The following is an 18,198-nucleotide window of genomic DNA, read 5'->3' on the forward strand; positions in this document are numbered from 1 at the left end:
CACGTTGTCCGAGACGCCCGCAGGATGCGCAACGGCGTCGAAAATCACCGCAAAATCAACCCCAAACCCGCGCCGGATCGCTCAAGAGCCTCCGGCGCGGGGCGCCGATCGGCTATAATTTCCCCTTTTTACGAAGCTATAAAAGATCGACATGGAAGCGGAACGTCTCAACGCGATCGAAGCCTCACTGGCGGACCTGCGCACGCGCGCAGACTCGCTACGGGGGTATCTTTGACTACGACGACAAAGCACTGCGTCTAATCGAAGTCAACCGGGAACTCGAAGACCCGGACGTCTGGAACGACTCGAAGCACGCCCAGGCCCTCGGCCGGGAAAAGAAGCTGCTCGACGACGTCGTAGGCAAACTCACGTCGCTCGATAACGATCTGCGCGACGCGCAGGACCTGTTCGACATGGCTCGTGAAGAAGACGACGAGGAAACCCTCGTAGCCTGCGAATCAGACGCGCAAGGCATCGAACAGCGCGTCGCCGACATGGAATTCCGCCGGATGTTCGCGAATCCGGCCGACCCGAACAACGCCTTCCTCGACATTCAAGCTGGCGCCGGCGGCACCGAAGCGTGCGACTGGGCGTCCATGCTACTGCGTCAGTACCTGCGCTACTGCGAGCGCAAGGGTTTCAAAACCGAAGTGCTGGAACAGACCGAAGGCGACGTCGCGGGCATCAAGAACGCCACGATCAAGATCGAAGGCGAATACGCGTACGGCTTTTTGCGCACCGAAACCGGCGTGCACCGCCTCGTGCGCAAGTCGCCGTTCGATTCGTCGGGCGGCCGTCATACGTCGTTCTCGTCGGTGTTCGTGTATCCGGAAATCGACGATTCGATCGAAGTCGACATCAATCCGGCCGATCTGCGCATCGACACGTACCGCGCATCCGGCGCGGGCGGTCAGCACATCAACAAGACCGATTCGGCCGTGCGGATTACGCACATGCCCTCGGGCATCGTCGTGCAGTGCCAGAACGACCGTTCGCAGCACCGCAACCGTGCCGAAGCCATGGCCATGCTGAAATCGCGCCTGTACGAAGCGGAAATCCGCAAGCGTCAGGCCGAGCAGGACAAGCTCGAAGCTGGCAAGACCGATGTGGGCTGGGGTCATCAGATTCGCTCGTACGTGCTGGACAACAGCCGTATCAAGGATCTGCGCACCAACGTCGAAATCAGCAATACCAAGAGCGTGCTCGACGGCGACCTCGATCCGTTTATCAGCGCCAGCCTGAAACAGGGCGTCTAAGCGCAACCGGCGCGGCATGCATCGCATTGCTGCGCCGCATCTTTTTACCGCCTGAGGTTTTTACTGACTGGCCACCCGCATGCGGACCATCCTGGTGCGGGCCACCGAATACCAAATCATCATGACCGAACCGACCCAGCCTAATGCCGCGCCCGAGGGGGACGACAACAAGATCATGGCCGAGCGCCGCGAAAAGCTGCGCGAACTGCGTGAGCAAGGCGTCGCCTATCCGAACGATTTCCGCCCCACGCATCACGCTGAAGATCTGCAAACGCAGTACGCAGAGACCGACAAGGAAGCACTGGAAGCGAATCCGCTCGAAGTCGCGATCGCCGGCCGCATGATGCTCAAGCGCGTGATGGGCAAGGCGAGCTTCGCAACCGTGCGCGACGGCTCGGGTCAGATCCAGTTCTTCATCACGCCCGCCGACGTCGGTCAGGAAACGTACGACGCCTTCAAGAAGTGGGACATGGGTGACATCATCGCGACGCGCGGCGTGCTGTTCCGCACCAACAAGGGCGAACTGTCGGTGCGTTGTACCGAACTGCGTTTGCTGTCGAAGTCGCTGCGTCCGCTGCCGGACAAGTTCCATGGTCTCGCCGACCAGGAAATGAAGTACCGCCAGCGCTACGTCGACCTGATCGTCACGCCGGAAACGCGCAAGACCTTCGTCGCGCGCACCAAGGCGATTTCGTCGATCCGCAAGTTCATGTCGGATGCCGACTTCATGGAAGTCGAAACGCCGATGCTGCATCCGATTCCGGGCGGCGCGGCGGCCAAGCCGTTCAAAACGCACCACAACGCGCTTGATATGCAGATGTTCCTGCGCATCGCGCCGGAACTGTATCTGAAGCGTCTCGTGGTCGGCGGCTTCGAGCGAGTGTTCGAGATCAACCGTAACTTCCGCAATGAGGGCGTGTCGGTCCGCCACAATCCGGAATTCACGATGATCGAGTTCTACGCGGCGTACACCGATTACAAGTGGCTGATGGATTTCACCGAGCAGTTGATCCGCCAGGCGGCGATCGACTCGCTGGGTACCGCGACGATCAGCTATCAGGGCCGCGAACTGGATCTGGCCAAGCCGTTCCACCGTCTGACGATCAGCCAGGCGATCCAGAAGTACGCGCCGCAATACACGGACGCGCAACTCGGCGACGACGCATTCCTGCGCACCGAACTGAAGAAGTTCGGCGTGGACGCGTCGAAGCCGCAATTCCTGAATGCAGGCGTGGGCGCACTGCAACTGGCGCTATTCGAAGAGACCGCCGAGTCGCAACTGTGGGAGCCGACCTACATCATCGACTACCCGGTTGAAGTGTCGCCTTTGGCGCGCGCGTCGGACAAGGTCGCCGGCATCACCGAGCGTTTCGAGCTGTTCATCACGGGCCGTGAAATCGCCAACGGTTTCTCTGAGCTGAACGACCCGGAAGACCAGGCCGCCCGCTTCAAGAAGCAGGTTGACCAGAAAGACGCCGGCGACGAAGAAGCAATGTTCTACGACGCGGACTACATCCGCGCGCTGGAGTACGGCATGCCGCCGGCCGGCGGTTGCGGCATCGGCATCGACCGTCTGGTCATGATGCTGACCGACAGCCCGAGCATTCGCGACGTGATTCTGTTCCCGCATCTGCGCCGCGAAGACTGATCGTTGCGCGGTTTGCAAAAGAAAAACGCCCGGCTCGATGTCGGGCGTTTTTTCTTACGGCGCGTGAAAAATACCGACAGCCGAATGCTGACAGTTTGTAACCATCGGTAAAAAGCGCATTTTCGCCGCTGAGCTGCGGTTTTCATAAGTTGCCGCGGACCCGCAAGAAATCAGGCACCCCGCCGCGCTGCGCGCGCTTTGACGCGAAAGCGCCGCGATGATTGCCCGGAAATGGTTACAAATTGAAACCCTTCCGGGATCGATTTGCCCGACACTCAGTCTCAATAACAGTCGACTCTGCTCCAGACGGAGGCCAATATGGATAATCCAGATACCAAACCCACGCAACAACGTCGTCTTCACCCGCTCGTCGCTACTGCTGCGGGTGCCGTGATCATCGCAAGTCTTGTCGCGACAGCGGCCGTCACGGGCCTGTTCCCGAAGGCGTCGAGCAGCGGCTCGCAAACCGATCAGACCCAGGCTGCGCAAGTGGCCACCCAACCGGGCGTGGTCGATTCGGCGGCGCCGGCAAGCCCGGCCGCTCAACAGGCAGCCGCGCAGGTCGAAGCGCAACAAGCTCAACAACAGGCAGCGCAGCAACAGGTGCCTCAACGCGCGCCGGCGCCGACGCAGCAACAACAGTACGCTCAGCAGCAACAGGCCCAACCGGCACCGCAGTACGGCCAGCAACAGCCGTCGCAACCGGCCTACTGCTCGACTTGCGGCACGGTCGAAGGCATCTCGGCGGTACGTCAGGAAGGCCATGGCACGGGTATCGGTGCGGTCGGCGGCGCGGTGGCCGGCGGCGTAGTCGGCAACCAGTTCGGCAGCGGCAACGGCCGTACCGCAATGACGGTGCTGGGCGCGCTCGGTGGTGGCCTGGCCGGTAATTCGGTCGAAAAGCACATCCGCAGCACGACGTCCTATTCCGTGCGGGTGCGGATGGAAAGCGGCAAGACGCGCTACTTCACGTATCACGATACGCCGCCGTTCCAGCAAGGCCAGCGCGTGCGGGTCGAAAACGGCACGCTCGTGGCAAGCTGACCACCTGAAGATTCTGCGGGCGTTAAAAAAGGCGATTCCAATGGAATCGCCTTTTTCTTTGCCGCAGCCGAAGCGGAATCAATCGCGCCCCACCGCCGGCGGACCACCCAGCGTTGTGCTTAGTAATCCGCGTCTTCGATCCATGCAGCCTGAATCGCTTCGAGGATCTTTTCGTTCGATCGGTTAGGGTCGTCGTCGAAACCTTCCAGCTCGGTGACCCACCGGTGCAAATCAGTGAAGCGCACCTGTTGCGGATCGATGTCCTGGTGCTTGTCAGTCAGGGCCATCGCGATGTCTTGCGTATCGGTCCACTTCATGGCTGCATCCTCCAGTTAGTGATTTTCCTTCGCGTGATTGATCGAGTAGCGCGGGATCTCGACAACCAGATCCTGCTCGGCCGGCACCATCGCCTGGCACGACAGACGCGAGGCCGGTTCGAGCCCCCACGCCTTGTCCAGCAGATCGTCCTCGTCTTCTTCGGACGGCGTCAAGGCGGCGAAACCCTCACGCACGATCACGTGACAAGTCGTGCACGCGCAGGACTTCTCGCACGCGTGCTCGATTTCGATGCCGTGTTCGAGCAGATTGTCGCAGATGCTCTTGCCGGGCACGGCATCGATCACCGCGCCTTCCGGGCACAGTTCGACGTGGGGCAGCACAACGATTTGAGGCATACATTTTCCGTTTGGGTCTGCGGCACGGCGGCCGCAAACAGGCTCCGTACCATTTTACTGGCGTCACACGGACTTTTTAAGTCCGCGCGGCGCGGTTCATTGCCGGCTGGCGCGCATCGCGCGGCCACGCCGCAAGACGCTCAGATCTCGTCGAGCTTGCGGCCGGCCAGCGCGCGGCGAATGCCCTTGTTCATGCGGCGGGCGGCGAATTCGTCGGTGCCTTCGGCGAGCGTTTTGGTCGCGGCTTCGATCGCGTCGGCGTCGTCGCTTTCGGCGATGTTGCGCAATGCGATGAGCAGCGTGTCGAGTTCGGCGCGTTCGCTGTCGTCGAGCAATTCGGCGTCGGCAGCGAGCGCGGCGTCGGTGGCTTCGACGAGTCGCTGTGCTTCGACTTGCGCTTCGCGCAACGCGCGAGCACGCATGTCGACTTCGGCGGTCGAGAAGCTCTCTTCGAGCATCCGGGCGATATCGTCGTCGGCAAGGCCGTAGGACGGCTTGACCACCACCGACGCTTCTACGCCCGAGCCCTGCTCACGCGCGAACACCGACAGCAGGCCGTCCGCGTCGACCTGGTATGTGACGCGAATCCGCGCCGCGCCGGCGGCCATCGGCGGAATGCCGCGCAGCTCGAAACGCGCGAGCGAACGGCAATCGCTGACGAGCTCGCGCTCGCCTTGCACGACATGGATCGCCATGGCCGTCTGGCCGTCCTTGAACGTTGTGAAATCCTGCGCGCGAGCGACCGGAATCGTCGAATTGCGCGGGATGATCTTCTCGGTCAAACCGCCCATCGTTTCGACACCCAGCGACAGCGGAATCACGTCGAGCAGCAGCCAGTCGTCGCCGTCGGCGCCACGATTGCCCGCGAGCAGATCGGCCTGGATCGCCGCGCCGAGCGCGACAACCTGATCCGGGTCGAGGTTGATCAAAGGCGGCTGGCCGAAGAACGACTCGACCGCACGGCGGATCACCGGCATGCGCGTCGCGCCGCCGACCAGCACCACGCCCTTGATGTCCCCGGTCGCAACCTTGGCATCGCGCAGCGCTTTCTTCGTGGGTCCAAGCGTGCGTTGAACCAGCGCCTGAGTGATGGCCTCGAAAGTGGCCTCGTCGACCGTCAGATCGATCTGCGTGCCGTTCGAGAGCGTTGCCTGTACCTTCGCATTCGACGCGTCGGACAACGCCTCCTTGGTCACGCGTACGCTGTCGAGCAGCAGGCGGACGTCTTCCGGTGCGAGCGTTTGCGGTGCGATGCCCGCCTGTTCCAGCACGTGTCGATACAGGGCATGGTCGAAATCGTCGCCGCCGAGCGCGGAATCGCCGCCCGCCGCGAGCACTTCGAACACACCTTTGGTGAGCTTCAGAATCGACAGATCGAAGGTGCCGCCGCCGAGGTCGTAGACCGCGAAGAGGCCTTCTGAGCCGTTATCGAGACCGTAGGCGATCGCCGCCGCGGTCGGCTCGTTCAGCAGACGCAGCACGTTCAGGCCGGCCAGACGCGCGGCGTCTTTGGTCGCCTGGCGCTGTGCTTCGTCGAAATACGCGGGCACGGTAATGACTGCGCCGACCAGTTCGTCACCCAGCGTATCTTCGGCACGCTGGCGCAGCGTCGCAAGAATTTCCGCCGATACTTCGACCGGGCTTTTCACGCCGTCGACGGTACGGATCTGCACCATGCCGGGCGCGTCGATGAAATCGTATGGCGCGTTCTCGGCGCCTTCCACTTCGGCCTTGCCGCGGCCCATGAAGCGCTTGACCGACACGATCGTGTTGCGCGGATCGGTCGCGGCTTCAGCCTTGGCCGTGCGGCCGATACGGCGGCCGCCCTTTTCCAGGTAGCGCACCACCGACGGCAGCAGCGCATAGCCGTCTTCGTCGGGCAGCACGTCAGGCACGCCGCTGCGCACGGCGGCGACAAGGGAATTGGTGGTGCCGAGATCGATACCGACCGCCAGGCGCCGCTGATGGGGCGCCGGCGCCATGCCGGGTTCGGAGATTTGCAGTAGGGCCATCTGGATCTTCTCGGGGCCGCTGGGCCCCGTCCTGAATTTTCGCGTTGCTGGATGTATTTCTACGGCTGTTATCGCTGCGTATTCATATGCGCGGCGCCGCCGCGCATCGGGCCGCCGGATCGCTAGTTCTCGAGCCGCTCGATCTGCGTGCCGATTTCCGACGCCACCCGCTCGATGAACATCAACTGCCGCACCGCCTCGCCCGCCGCCTGATTCGCGCCGCTGTCGAGCAGCGCGCCAAGCTTGTCGAAACGCATGCGCTCTTCGTCGCGCAGTTCGGTCAGCAAGGCGTCGAGCGCGTCGACGTTCTTCGCCGCGGCCGCGTCTTCAATGCCTTCGCGCCACTCCATCTGCTGCATCAGGAACGCCGGCTCCATCGCCGTATTGTTCTCCGCGCCGACGTCGATGCCGCGCAGATGCAACAGATAGGTCGCGCGCTTCAACGGATCGCGCAAGGTCTGATACGCCTCGTTGGTGCGCGTCGCCCATTGCATCGCGATGCGCTTTTGCGCGTCGCCGGCCGCCGCGAAGCGGTCCGGATGCACTTGTGCCTGCACCGTGCGGTAGGCGTGATCGAGTGCCGCTGCGTCGAGCGCGAATTGCGCCGGCAGATCGAATAGGTCGAAGTGGCTGTCGTTCAGCGAGGCCATCGGATAAAAGGAGTCCGTTCAGGAAAGCGCACCGGAGTGCAGGCTAAAAACGCGGATCGAAAGCGCCATGGAGACTCGGTGGCGGATTCAGCGGCAAAGTCAGCCGAAAAGTGCCAACCCGGATGCGCGGATGAAACTAAAAAGGCGGCACGCGCCGCCTTTGATCCGCTGCACGCGGAGTGAGCCGATTTACACGCGGAACGATTCGCCGCAACCGCACTCGTCCTTCACGTTCGGGTTGTTGAACTTGAAGCCTTCGTTCAACCCTTCGCGTGCGAAGTCGAGTTCGGTGCCGTCGATATAGGCGAGGCTCTTCGGGTCGACGATGACTTTCACGCCGTTGCAGTCGAACACTTCGTCTTCGGGCGCGAGTTCATCCACGTACTCGAGCTTGTAGGCCAAACCCGAGCAACCCGTGGTGCGCACGCCCACGCGCAGCCCGACACCCTTGCCGCGGCGAGTCAGATACTTCTGGACGTGCTGTGCTGCCTTTTCGGTCAACGTAATTGCCATAGCGTTTCTCATTGCGCCGCGCGTGTTCGTCACTCTTGTGCCTATTGACGCGCTGCTACCCTGCCTGCTTCAAATATCGCTCATGCCGGACGGTGTTTTTTGCCCGCACCGCCCGCTTCGACTTACCCAAATGAGCACTCAAACGAGCGCCCAACCGCCGCTTACGCGTGTTGCTTGTCGCCTTCGACGACTGCTTCACCGTGGCGTTGCTTGTAGTCGGCGACCGCTGCCTTGATCGCGTCTTCCGCGAGGATCGAGCAGTGGATCTTCACCGGCGGCAGCGCCAGTTCTTCGGCGATCTGCGTGTTCTTGATCGACATGGCCTGATCGAGCGTCTTGCCCTTCACCCATTCGGTGACGAGCGAGCTCGATGCGATCGCCGAACCGCAGCCGTACGTCTTGAACTTCGCGTCTTCAATAATGCCGTCCGCACCCACGCGGATCTGCAGCTTCATCACGTCGCCGCATGCCGGCGCGCCGACCATGCCGGTGCCGACTGCATCGTCGTCCTTCGCGAAGGAACCAACGTTGCGCGGGTTTTCGTAGTGGTCCAGAACCTTGTCGCTATAAGCCATGATGACACTCCTTGATCCGTTTCAACCTGCAATTTGCAATTCGATAAATTCGACGTCGTCCAAACTGGCGCGTCAGTGCGCTGCCCACTGGATGGTCGAAATATCGATCCCGTCCTTGTGCATTTCCCACAGCGGCGACAAGTCGCGCAGCTTCGAAATCTTGGTCTTCAGCAGGTTGATCACGTAATCGACATCCTGCTCGGTCGTGAAGCGGCCCACCGTAAAGCGGATCGAGCTGTGCGCCAGTTCGTCGTTGCGACCCAGTGCACGCAGCACATACGACGGTTCCAGCGAAGCCGACGTACACGCCGAACCCGACGACACCGCCACGTCCTTCACCGCCATGATCAGCGATTCGCCTTCGACGAAATTGAAGCTGATGTTCAGGTTGTGCGGCACACGCTTTTCCATGTCGCCGTTCACATAGGTTTCTTCCATGTCCTGCAGGCCACGCAGCAGACGGTCGCGCAGCATACGGATGCGTTCGTTTTCCGTCGCCATTTCTTCGCGCGCGATACGGAACGCTTCGCCCATACCGACGATCTGGTGCGTAGCCAGCGTGCCCGAGCGCATGCCGCGCTCGTGACCGCCGCCGTGCATCTGCGCTTCGATACGGATACGCGGCTTGCGACGCACGTACAGCGCGCCAATGCCCTTCGGACCATACGTCTTGTGCGCCGAGAACGACATCAGGTCGACCTTCAGCTTTTGCAGATCGATCGCGATCTTGCCGGTGGCTTGCGCCGCGTCGACGTGAAAAATGATGCCCTTTTCACGGGTGATCTCGCCGATCGCCTCGATGTCCTGGACCACGCCGATCTCGTTGTTCACCGACATGACCGACACCAGAATCGTGTCCGGACGCAGCGCCGCCTTGAACTTTTCAAGGTCGATCAGACCGTCGTCCTGCACGTCCAGATACGTGACTTCGAAGCCTTCGCGCTCGAGTTCGCGGCAAGTGTCGAGCACAGCCTTGTGCTCGGTCTTCACCGTGATGATGTGCTTACCCTTGCTCTTGTAGAAGTGCGCCGCACCCTTGATCGCGAGGTTGTCCGACTCTGTTGCGCCCGAGGTCCAGATGATCTCGCGCGGATCGGCATTCACCAGCGCGGCGACGTTCTCGCGCGCTTCTTCGACCGCACGCTCCGCGTCCCAGCCATACGAGTGGCTGCGTGATGCGGGGTTGCCGAACTGCTCGCGCAGGTACGGAATCATCTTGTCCACCACGCGCGGATCGATCGGCGTCGTCGCGCTGTAGTCCATGTAAATGGGCAGGTGGAGAGTGTCGTTGTTCATCAATTGCTCCGGGGACGTCATTGCTCTGGCTTCTGGGTTCCTGATCAGGCTGCGGTGCGTTCAGATTGCCGCGCCTAGGAACCGGCCATGTTGAAAACTGAATTAGGCCCTTTCGGCACGACGCGTGCGGGTTCGACCGCCGGCGCCTCGTTGCGCCGGTCGCGCAACACCGCCGGCGCACCTTCGCGCGAACGCTGCTGATCGACCAGATCTTTCAGGGACACCGAGTCGAGATACTCGACCATTTTCTGGTTCAGCGTGGACCACAATTCGTGCGTCATGCAGTGGCCATCGTGCTGTTTGGTGCCCTCGCACGAGCCCTTTCCGCCGCATTGGGTGGCATCGAGCGGTTCGTCGACCGCGATAATGATGTCGGCGACGGTCACGTCTTCCGCGCGGCGGGCCAGATTGTAGCCGCCGCCCGGTCCGCGCACGGACTCGACGATTTCGTGACGACGCAGCTTGCCAAACAGCTGCTCGAGATAAGACAGGGAGATATGTTGGCGCTGGCTGATACCCGCAAGCGTCACCGGGCCCTGCTCCTGGCGCAGTGCCAGGTCAATCATCGCCGTGACGGCGAAACGGCCTTTCGTGGTGAGTCTCATATGGTGTGGGAACCGCAATTCTCGACAAGTTTGGTCAAGTATAAATACATGACTGAATTAGTCAAGTATCCCTATCGTGATTTGGGTCATTTGCTTAATTGCTGGATAAGCCGGCCCAGACTTCGCCGATGACCCGCCGGTCTTACGCAATCAATTGGGGACGCAACACTGTGATCAGTCCGCGGCAGGCTGCTTCACATTGATCTAATACCTGTTCGAACCCTTCGGCCCCGCCGAAATAGGGGTCAACGACTTCGCAGGCACCGCCCCAGCGGCCGTCCGCCTCAGGCACGAATTCCATCAGCAGACGGATTTTGTCACGCTGCTCCGCCGGACAGATCTGGCACAGCGCGGCGACGTTTTTGTCGTCCATTGCGATCAGCAGATCGAAACGCTCGAAGTCGACTGCCGCGACCTGACGGCCGCGCAAGGCGGCCAACTCATAACCTCGCCGTTCGGCCGCATGCTGCGCGCGGTCGTCAGGCGGTTGGCCGATGTGCCAGTCGCCTGTGCCGGCGGAATCGATCAGAATGCGCTCCGCAAGCTTCGCCTCGGCGACCAGACGGCGCATCACGCCTTCCGCGGTCGGCGAGCGGCAGATGTTCCCCAGGCAGACAAAGCAGACGGACATGGTTTTCATCAGAGGCTTTCGGACGCTCAACGCCCGCGGATCAGCAGTTAGGAAACGGTGGCGCGATTATACAAAGGTCGACCAGATCGCGCCGGAGGCTGCGCGCGCCTAGAACGCTTAAGACGCTTCGGCCACCGGCATTGCCGTGACGGCGTGCATAGGCTTGGCCGGCAACGTCGTCGTGTTGTCGACCATGCCGTACGAGACGGCGCGCGCGAGTTCCGCGGTCAGTTGGTCAGCAGCGAGCGGCGCCTGCGAGGAGCGCGAAGCCGCGTCGCCGCAAATGTGCAGATAGGCTGCCGCAGCAAGCGGCACAACGATGGCGAGGGGCCAGTACACCGATATTGTCTTTTTCATGATGTGGTTTCTTCCGATTAGGGGCTGGTGAGTTCGTGACCCACTATGCCCAGTCGAAATGCTATAGGAATTTACAATCGGGAAAAACCTACTGGGGCGAGATACAGCGTTGCGCTGGATGGAACAGTCCCTTAACTGGCCTGCCTCTGCCGCGTACGACGCTGATCTGCGTCATGGCATGAAAAAGAAATCCTTACAAACGCATACAAAGCTGGCGCGACGGTTAGCGATAATAGCTGTCTTACAGACATGAAATCTTCGCACTGGTCCTTCCAATGAAACGTATTGCTCCACTCGCCGGCCTCATGGTCGCTGCTGCCTTCCTGGGTGGCTGCGCGGTCTATCCGGACGGCTCGCCGATGGCTGGCAACGGCTATGGCGGCGGTTACAGCGGCTATGACGGTTACGACGGCTATGCCACCGGCGTGCCGGTTGTGCCGCAAACCAACGTCTACATGGGCTACAGCAATTACGGGGGCCCCGGTTACTACAACGGGCCGGGCCGCTATTACGGGCCGGGTCCCGGCTATCGGGGCTACCCGGGCTATCCAGATCGGGGACGGCCGAATAACGGCAACGATAGCAACAACGGCAACCGGGGAGATAACGGCGGCTGGCATGGTCAGCCGAACGGCGGGCAACATGGGGGGCCGCCGCCTCAAGGTGCGGCTGGCGGGCCAAGAGGTCCGAGCGGATCTAATGCGCCACGGCCGGGAGCAGGCAGCCCACCGCCCCCTCCGCCACAGCAGGCAGGCAACAACGGTGGACGCGGCAATGGCGGGAATCCGCAGGCCAGAAGCAATAACGGCCGCCAGCCAGGCGGGATGACGGACCATTGATCCGGCAGGGAGCGATGCGGGCGTAGGCGCGGTCTCGCGTCACGCCTCTCGTACCTGGCGCGCAAACCTCAACAACTGCGCCGCTCGCTCAACCAATATGGCTGCGTTGCGCAGCGTACAACTCTCTGAACGTGCGGCCAACCGGCGCCGGCATATCGCGCGTGTTGGTCCAGCCCGCTCCACCCAGCGGCAACCTGGCAATCGAACGATTTCGTCCGCCCATTCTTTCCAGCACACGAACCGCCAGCTTGGTGAAGAGCGCATAAGCATCCGGGTGCAGCGCGAGAAAGCCCCACACAGCGAGCCCTGCCCGCTCGCGCCACGGCCGCAGATGCCGCTCAACCTGCTTCTCGCGCAGTTTGCGCAGCAGATCGGACAACGGAATGCCCACCGGACACACGCTGTTGCACTCGCCGCACAACGTCGCCGCCTGAGGCAGATCCAGTGCCTTGTCGATCCCGACGTAGCTCGGCGTCAGCACCGACCCCATCGGTCCCGGATAAACCCAGCCGTAGGCGTGCCCACCCACCTTCTGATACACCGGGCAGTGATTCATGCACGCGCCGCAACGGATACAACGCAACATGTCCTGGAAGTCGCCGCCGATCAGCCCCGTGCGCCCGCCGTCGACCAGCACCACGTACATATGCTCGGGACCGTCCTGATCGCCCGCGCCGCGCGGCCCGGTCAGCACCGAAAAATAGTTGGATGTCGCCTGACCGGTTGCCGAGCGCGGCAGCAGACGCATTGCCGTCGCGAGATCTTCCAGCGTGGGCAACACCTTTTCGATGCCGGTCACCGCCACATGCACGCGCGGCATCACCGTGCACATGCCCTCGTTACCCTCGTTTGTGACCAGCACGACCGAACCCGTCTCCGCCACCACAAAGTTGCCGCCGGTCACGCCCATGTCCGCTGTCATGAAGTGCGGACGCAGCATCTCGCGCGCTTCGCGGGTCATGTCGGTGATCTCGGTCAGACGCGGCCGGCCGTGCGTTTTCGCGAAAAGGTCGGCAATCTCGTCCTTATCTTTATGGACGACCGGCGCGATGATATGGCTGGGCGGCTCGTTGTCGTTGATCTGGAGAATGTATTCGCCCAGATCGGTTTCGATCGATTGCACGCCCATCTGCCCCAACACTTCGTTCAGACGCATTTCCTCGGTGACCATCGACTTGGTCTTGATCACCTTCTTCACCTCGTGCCGGCGCGCAATATCGCCGACGAGGCGCGCGGCCTCCTGCGTCGTCTCGGCGAACAAAACCGTGACGCCGCGCCGGGTCGCTTCACGTTCGAAGGTTTCGAGCCAGACGTCGAGATTTTCCAGCGCGCGATTGCGGCGTTCCTTCAGCGCGGCGCGAGTGGCGGGGAAATCGATCGCGGTCATGGCCGCGGCGCGGGCCGACACGAACTTGGTCGACAGCTTGATCAGGTTCTGCTGCAAACGCTGGTCGGCGAGTTTCTGGCCCGCGCGGGCCTTGAAATGCATCGATTGGACTTGCATGGCGGCCTTGAGCGTATTCGGATGAGAAGCGCGAATAAAAAGCGCGAGTGAAATGTGCTGTTGAAATGCGCGAACGAAAAGCGGGTGAAATGAACGAGTGAAGCGCGCGAAATGGCCTGCACCGATTCAACTGCGCGGTTTGGGCGCTACGACGATTGCTACGCGTCGCCGGCCAGCACCTGGGCGATGTGCAGCACGCGCGTGGCGGTATCGCCGGTGCGCCGCAAGCGGCCTTCGATATTGAGCATGCAGCCGAGGTCGCCGAGCACCACCGTGCCGGCGCCGCTCGCGCCGATATTCGCGCATTTCTCGTCGACGATTGCCGTGGAGATGTCGCCGTACTTGATCGCGAAGGTGCCGCCGAAGCCGCAGCAGTGCTCGCAATCCTTCATTTCAGTCACCGCCACGCCCACCTGCGCCAGCAGCGCGCGCGGCTGCGTTTTGACACCCAGTTCACGCAGCCCCGAACAGGAATCGTGGTAGGTTACCTGGCCCGCGAACTCACCGGGCTGCAAGTGCACCTTGGCCACATTGACAAGAAAATCAGTCAACTCGAACACTTTGGCGCGCAACCGGCCGAAGCGGTTCATCAGCTCCGGATCGTCGGCAAACAGGTCGCCGTAATGCGCGCGGATCATGCCGCCGCACGAACCGGACGGCACCACGACATAGTCGAACTGTTCGAATTCGCGCAGGGTTTTCTCGGCCAGATCGCGCGCGATGCGCCGCTCGCCCGAGTTGTACGCGGGCTGCCCGCAACAGGTTTGCGCGGGCGGCACCACCACCTCGAAACCGGCGGCTTCGATCAGCTTGATGACCGAAAAACCGATCTCCGGACGCATCAGGTCGATCAGGCAGGTGACGAACAATCCGACTCGCATGAGCCCTCCTTCGGGAAAACGTCCCTGATTATCCGCTGTTTGCCGCACAATACCAACGGCCGGAAGGCATAGGACGAATACCACGTTAAATTGGAATAGGCGTTCCAACTGCTTTCCATCTTTTCACAATACGGGATACAATCAATTTCCGCTGTTTGACGCGTCAACCGATTCCTCCCCATGAGCGATACGAACCCGGATCCCAAAACTTCGATCCAGGTGATCGAACGCATGATGCGCTTGCTCGATGCACTCGCTGCGCATAGCGACCCGGTCAGCCTGAAAGAACTCGCCATCCGCACGGAGCTGCACCCGTCCACCGCACACCGTATCCTGAACGACATGGTGATGTGCCGGCTGGTCGACCGGTCGGACCCCGGCACTTACCGTCTCGGTATGCGTCTGCTCGAACTGGGCAATCTGGTGAAGGCGCGGCTGTCCGTACGCGACGCGGCGCTCACACCGATGCGCGAACTGCACCGTCAAACCGGGCAGACCGTGAACCTGTCGGTGCGCCAGGGCGACGAAATCGTCTATATAGAACGCGCCTACTCCGAGCGCTCCGGCATGCAGGTGGTGCGGGCGATTGGCGGGCGGGCGCCGCTGCATCTGACCTCGGTGGGCAAGCTCTTCCTCGCCGCGGACGAATCGACTCGCGTGCGGGCCTACGCCACGCGCACCGGGCTGTCCGGTCACACGCAGAACAGCATCACCGATCTGACCAAGCTCGAACGTGAGTTATCGCATGTGCGCCAGCAGGCCTGCGCGCGCGATAACGAAGAACTGGAGCTGGGCGTGCGCTGCATCGCAGCGGGGATTTACGACGACACCGGCAAACTGGTTGCGGGCCTGTCGCTGTCGGCGCCGGCGGATCGTTTGCAGGACTCGTGGTTGGGGCAGCTCAGCCAAACGGCGCTGTTGATTTCAGAGTCGCTTGGTTATCGTCCACAGACGCCGCAGGAACATACGCATCCGCAGCACGCATAAGCGGCTAGTCGCGCGTCCTCCGACGCAATAAAAAAGCCTCGCATCTGCGAGGCTTTTTTTCTGGCCGGTTCGAAAACCGGCCGCCAGAGTACGCTAGCGCGCTTCAGGTGCCTGAGCCGCCGGCATCCGCGCTGGTGATGCGCGGCTGATCGCCACCGTTGTCGAGCCACGTGCGCAGACGCGTCGCGTCCGCAAAGCGCGAGTACTTACCCGACGAATCGAGCAGCACGATGATCATCGGACGGCCGTGAATGGTCGCCTGCATCACGAGGCACTCGCCCGCTTCGTTAATGAACCCGGTCTTCTGCAGACCGATGTCCCACGTCGGGTTACGCACCAATGCATTCGTGCTGTTGTACGCCAGCGAACGCTTGCCGGTGTACACCTCGTAGCTGTGGTCGGTCGAGAACTTGCGGATCATCGGATACTGATACGCCGCGTTGACCATCTTCACGAGGTCGCGCGCGCTCGAAACATTCTGGCTCGTCAAACCCGTGGGGTTTTCAAAATGCGTATCGGTCATGCCGAGCTGCTTGGCCTTCGCGTTCATTGCCGCGAGGAACGCCGGACGGCCGCCCGGGAAGTAACGCGACAGCGCGGCGGCCGCGCGATTTTCCGAGGCCATCAACGCGATGTGCAGCATGTCTTCACGCGAGAGCACCGAGCCCACCGACAGACGCGAGCCGGTGTTCTTCTCGTAATCGCGGTCTTCGTCGGTGACTTCGATCTGGTCGGTCATCGGCTCTTTCGAGTCGAGCACCACCATCGAGGTCATCAGCTTGGTGATCGACGCGATCGGCACCACGGCGCGCGAATTCTTGTCGAACAGCGATTCGCCGGTATTCTGATCGATCACGTAGGCAACGCTTGAACGCAGCATCAGCGCGTCCGGCGTGTCGTGCAGACCGAAGGCCTGGCCGACGGTAGGCGGACGCGGTTCGTACGCGACACGGCGCACCACCGAGTGGTGACGGCCGTTCGACGAGTACATCACGCGCTTGCGCTTGACGCTCGTGCGCGGCGCGTCGTCATCTGCGGCGGCCACGGTCTTCGCAGCGGCACCTTTGGCGGCCTTCTTGCTCGACACTTTGTCGGCGGGGGCCGCGGCGGGCTTTTTGGCCGCTTTCGCGTGTTTGGAGGTTTTTGCCGTGGTGGCGGGCGTGGCGGCAAAAGTGCTGACAGGCGTGGCGAACGCCGCTGCGATGACCATTGAGGCGGCCACCGACAGAGCGGTGCTGCGAGCCGCGCCGTGGATCACTTTTAGCGACGAAAACATGTCGGTTTTCATGGGTGTTCAGTAAGGAGCGGCAAGAGGTTTCCGCAAGTGTAGTAAAACAACGAAAAATTAGCAATTTGAAGCACTTATACGCGCTCCTTAAACCGGCTTGTAAGCTCCGATCGCAAAAACACAAATAAGTGCCACGTTTCGATCGAAAAAAACGATCGCCAACGCGCTTTGCCTCGCCCTTGCCGCCAAACGCCAGAATCGCACCGATTCTTTCAGCATAACGGCAATTTCGAGACAACCTTGATCAGGGGAAATACGGTCAGAGCGCAGGCATGTAACGCCTTGCCAGCGCGCCGGGACGTCGAGCGAGTCCTGCTGCAGGCTGTTAAACACCTGCTGGAGACCGCCAACGCGCATTCGACCGGCATAGAGCATTAACGTTCCGTGACACTTTCTGGTTTACATCGGGATGGTCAATCGACGGGTTTTTTGTCAAACGCCGATTTGCCCTTCCACCCACGCCGCGCCTCATCGCGTGGTCAAAATCTCTCCTGAAATCGGTAACAAATGCAGATTTATCCCGCACCAACGCGGTGCGACGGACAAATCAACCTGCGTCAAACGAATGTCATGCCCACCGCATAACGTATTGTTTTATCAGTAATTTCTTAATATTGTGCGACGCACAAAAAACACTTGACATTCGTTAACACCATCCTAAAATGGGAACCATTGCTGCGATGCACAAAACGTCGCGGTCCGGGGAGACGAGCTGAGAGCGTCTCGCCACCAACCCAATGCGGTCCGCACAGACAGACCGCGATCCAGGAGCGTAAACCATGACTCTGCTGACCCCCGAGCAATTCGCCGCAGCCCAGAAAGCCAACTTTGAAACGCTGTTCGGCCTGACGACCAAAGCATTTGAAGGCGTCGAAAAGCTGGTTGAACTGAACCTGCAAGTCGTGAAATCGACGCTCGCGGAAAGCCAGGAAAATGCCCAACGCGCACTGTCGGTGAAGGACGCCCAGGAGCTGCTGGCACTGCAAGCTAGCCTCGCACAGCCGGTGGCTGAAAAGGCGCTGTCGTACGGCCGTCATGTGTATGAGATCGTTTCGGCAACGCAAGGTGAATTCACCCGCGTCGCAGAAGCCCAATTCGAAGAACAAAACCGCAAGGTCCAGTCGCTCGTCGAAAACGTTGCGAAGAATGCCCCGGCCGGTTCGGAAACCGCTGTCGCCGTGCTGAAGTCGGCAATCACCGCCGCCAACACCACGTACGAAACGGTCCACAAGGCAACCAAGCAAGCTGTCGAGATCGCCGAAAGCAACTTCAATGCAGCCGCAACGGCCGCATCGAAGGCAGCGTCGCAAGCCGCTGCACAAGCATCGCGCTCGGCAAAGAAGGCAGTCTAAGTTTCAAGCCGCACATCACGCCGGCCCCGCCTCACCGGCAGGGCCGGCGCGATTGCAGCAACAGCGTGCAAGCAACAGCGTTGTGC

20 protein-coding genes are annotated in these 18,198 nt (G+C 61.4%); 6 read left to right on the forward strand and 14 right to left on the reverse strand.

Translation table 11 applies throughout. The annotated features are described in order from the left end of the window. Positions 1–151 precede the first annotated feature (151 nt). The 3 genes from prfB to PQQ86_RS12130 all read left to right on the forward strand — a co-directional run bounded on the left by prfB (position 152) and on the right by PQQ86_RS12130 (position 3,948). Positions 152–1,256 (forward strand): peptide chain release factor 2 gene (gene prfB, locus PQQ86_RS12120; protein ID WP_408266869.1). Its coding sequence is split into 2 segments (ribosomal slippage): positions 152–232 and positions 234–1,256, totalling 1,104 coding nucleotides; the frame shifts between segments, so codons are not numbered across the junction. Positions 1,257–1,377: 121 nt separating this feature from the next. Further along, positions 1,378–2,904 carry a lysine--tRNA ligase gene (gene lysS, locus PQQ86_RS12125; protein WP_408266871.1) on the forward strand — a complete coding sequence of 509 codons (1,527 nt, stop codon included), beginning with the start codon at positions 1,378–1,380 and terminating at the stop codon, positions 2,902–2,904. A gap of 318 nt (positions 2,905–3,222) precedes the next feature. Then, the gene (locus PQQ86_RS12130; protein WP_408266873.1) at positions 3,223–3,948 is read left to right on the forward strand and encodes a glycine zipper 2TM domain-containing protein; all 726 of its coding nucleotides are present in this window, start codon (positions 3,223–3,225) and stop codon (positions 3,946–3,948) included. Positions 3,949–4,067: 119 nt separating this feature from the next. Here PQQ86_RS12130 and iscX read toward each other — a convergent pair whose 3' ends face one another. The 10 genes from iscX to PQQ86_RS12180 form a co-directional block, all read right to left on the reverse strand. After that, positions 4,068–4,265, reverse strand: coding sequence for a Fe-S cluster assembly protein IscX (gene iscX / locus PQQ86_RS12135; protein WP_007181290.1), 198 nt, complete (start codon positions 4,263–4,265; stop codon positions 4,068–4,070). A 15-nt stretch (positions 4,266–4,280) separates the two neighbouring features. Then, on the reverse strand, positions 4,281–4,622 hold the full coding sequence (gene fdx / locus PQQ86_RS12140; protein WP_012433562.1) for an ISC system 2Fe-2S type ferredoxin: 342 nt from the start codon (positions 4,620–4,622) through the stop codon (positions 4,281–4,283). Positions 4,623–4,762: 140 nt separating this feature from the next. Beyond that, positions 4,763–6,634 carry a Fe-S protein assembly chaperone HscA gene (gene hscA / locus PQQ86_RS12145; protein WP_408266875.1) on the reverse strand — a complete coding sequence of 624 codons (1,872 nt, stop codon included), beginning with the start codon at positions 6,632–6,634 and terminating at the stop codon, positions 4,763–4,765. Positions 6,635–6,756: 122 nt separating this feature from the next. Beyond that, positions 6,757–7,284: a Fe-S protein assembly co-chaperone HscB gene (gene hscB / locus PQQ86_RS12150; protein ID WP_028199495.1), complete on the reverse strand. Its 528-nt coding sequence runs from the start codon at positions 7,282–7,284 to the stop codon at positions 6,757–6,759. Positions 7,285–7,473: 189 nt separating this feature from the next. Further along, on the reverse strand, positions 7,474–7,797 hold the full coding sequence (gene iscA, locus PQQ86_RS12155; protein ID WP_408266877.1) for an iron-sulfur cluster assembly protein IscA: 324 nt from the start codon (positions 7,795–7,797) through the stop codon (positions 7,474–7,476). Between the two features lie 161 nt (positions 7,798–7,958). After that, entirely contained in the window at positions 7,959–8,372 is a 414-nt protein-coding gene (iscU, locus tag PQQ86_RS12160; RefSeq protein ID WP_028199493.1) for a Fe-S cluster assembly scaffold IscU, read from the reverse strand. A gap of 72 nt (positions 8,373–8,444) precedes the next feature. Next, positions 8,445–9,668: an IscS subfamily cysteine desulfurase gene (locus PQQ86_RS12165; protein ID WP_408266880.1), complete on the reverse strand. Its 1,224-nt coding sequence runs from the start codon at positions 9,666–9,668 to the stop codon at positions 8,445–8,447. A 74-nt stretch (positions 9,669–9,742) separates the two neighbouring features. Beyond that, on the reverse strand, positions 9,743–10,273 hold the full coding sequence (gene iscR / locus PQQ86_RS12170; RefSeq protein WP_028199491.1) for a Fe-S cluster assembly transcriptional regulator IscR: 531 nt from the start codon (positions 10,271–10,273) through the stop codon (positions 9,743–9,745). Between the two features lie 142 nt (positions 10,274–10,415). After that, positions 10,416–10,913, reverse strand: coding sequence for a low molecular weight protein-tyrosine-phosphatase (locus PQQ86_RS12175; RefSeq protein ID WP_408266882.1), 498 nt, complete (start codon positions 10,911–10,913; stop codon positions 10,416–10,418). A 108-nt stretch (positions 10,914–11,021) separates the two neighbouring features. Beyond that, positions 11,022–11,261 (reverse strand): hypothetical protein, encoded by a 240-nt coding sequence (locus PQQ86_RS12180; RefSeq protein ID WP_154565452.1) that lies wholly within the window; start codon positions 11,259–11,261, stop codon positions 11,022–11,024. A 275-nt stretch (positions 11,262–11,536) separates the two neighbouring features. Between PQQ86_RS12180 and PQQ86_RS12185 the strand changes: the two genes are divergently transcribed. Next, on the forward strand, positions 11,537–12,100 hold the full coding sequence (locus tag PQQ86_RS12185; protein WP_408266885.1) for a hypothetical protein: 564 nt from the start codon (positions 11,537–11,539) through the stop codon (positions 12,098–12,100). An 88-nt stretch (positions 12,101–12,188) separates the two neighbouring features. On the opposite strand, the gene PQQ86_RS12190 is transcribed toward PQQ86_RS12185, so the two are convergent. Then, positions 12,189–13,604, reverse strand: a complete 1,416-nt coding sequence (locus PQQ86_RS12190; protein WP_408266887.1) for a lactate utilization protein B — start codon at positions 13,602–13,604, stop codon at positions 12,189–12,191. Between the two features lie 158 nt (positions 13,605–13,762). Beyond that, positions 13,763–14,485, reverse strand: a complete 723-nt coding sequence (locus PQQ86_RS12195; RefSeq protein WP_408266889.1) for a (Fe-S)-binding protein — start codon at positions 14,483–14,485, stop codon at positions 13,763–13,765. A 180-nt stretch (positions 14,486–14,665) separates the two neighbouring features. Between PQQ86_RS12195 and PQQ86_RS12200 the strand changes: the two genes are divergently transcribed. Further along, positions 14,666–15,472: an IclR family transcriptional regulator gene (locus PQQ86_RS12200; RefSeq protein WP_097389715.1), complete on the forward strand. Its 807-nt coding sequence runs from the start codon at positions 14,666–14,668 to the stop codon at positions 15,470–15,472. Positions 15,473–15,575: 103 nt separating this feature from the next. On the opposite strand, the gene pbpG is transcribed toward PQQ86_RS12200, so the two are convergent. Both pbpG and PQQ86_RS12210 read right to left on the reverse strand, forming a co-directional pair. Further along, positions 15,576–16,760 (reverse strand): D-alanyl-D-alanine endopeptidase, encoded by a 1,185-nt coding sequence (pbpG, locus tag PQQ86_RS12205; protein ID WP_408266891.1) that lies wholly within the window; start codon positions 16,758–16,760, stop codon positions 15,576–15,578. 87 nt (positions 16,761–16,847) lie between these two features. Next, a complete protein-coding gene (locus PQQ86_RS12210) occupies positions 16,848–17,135 on the reverse strand; it encodes a hypothetical protein (RefSeq protein ID WP_408266893.1) in 288 nt (95 codons plus the stop codon). Between the two features lie 404 nt (positions 17,136–17,539). Between PQQ86_RS12210 and PQQ86_RS12215 the strand changes: the two genes are divergently transcribed. Then, positions 17,540–18,112 carry a phasin family protein gene (locus tag PQQ86_RS12215; protein WP_054038013.1) on the forward strand — a complete coding sequence of 191 codons (573 nt, stop codon included), beginning with the start codon at positions 17,540–17,542 and terminating at the stop codon, positions 18,110–18,112. The last annotated feature ends 86 nt before the right edge of the window (positions 18,113–18,198 follow it).

It is taken from the genome of Paraburkholderia sediminicola (assembly GCF_046026675.1).
GTDB lineage: Bacteria > Pseudomonadota > Gammaproteobacteria > Burkholderiales > Burkholderiaceae > Paraburkholderia > Paraburkholderia sediminicola_F.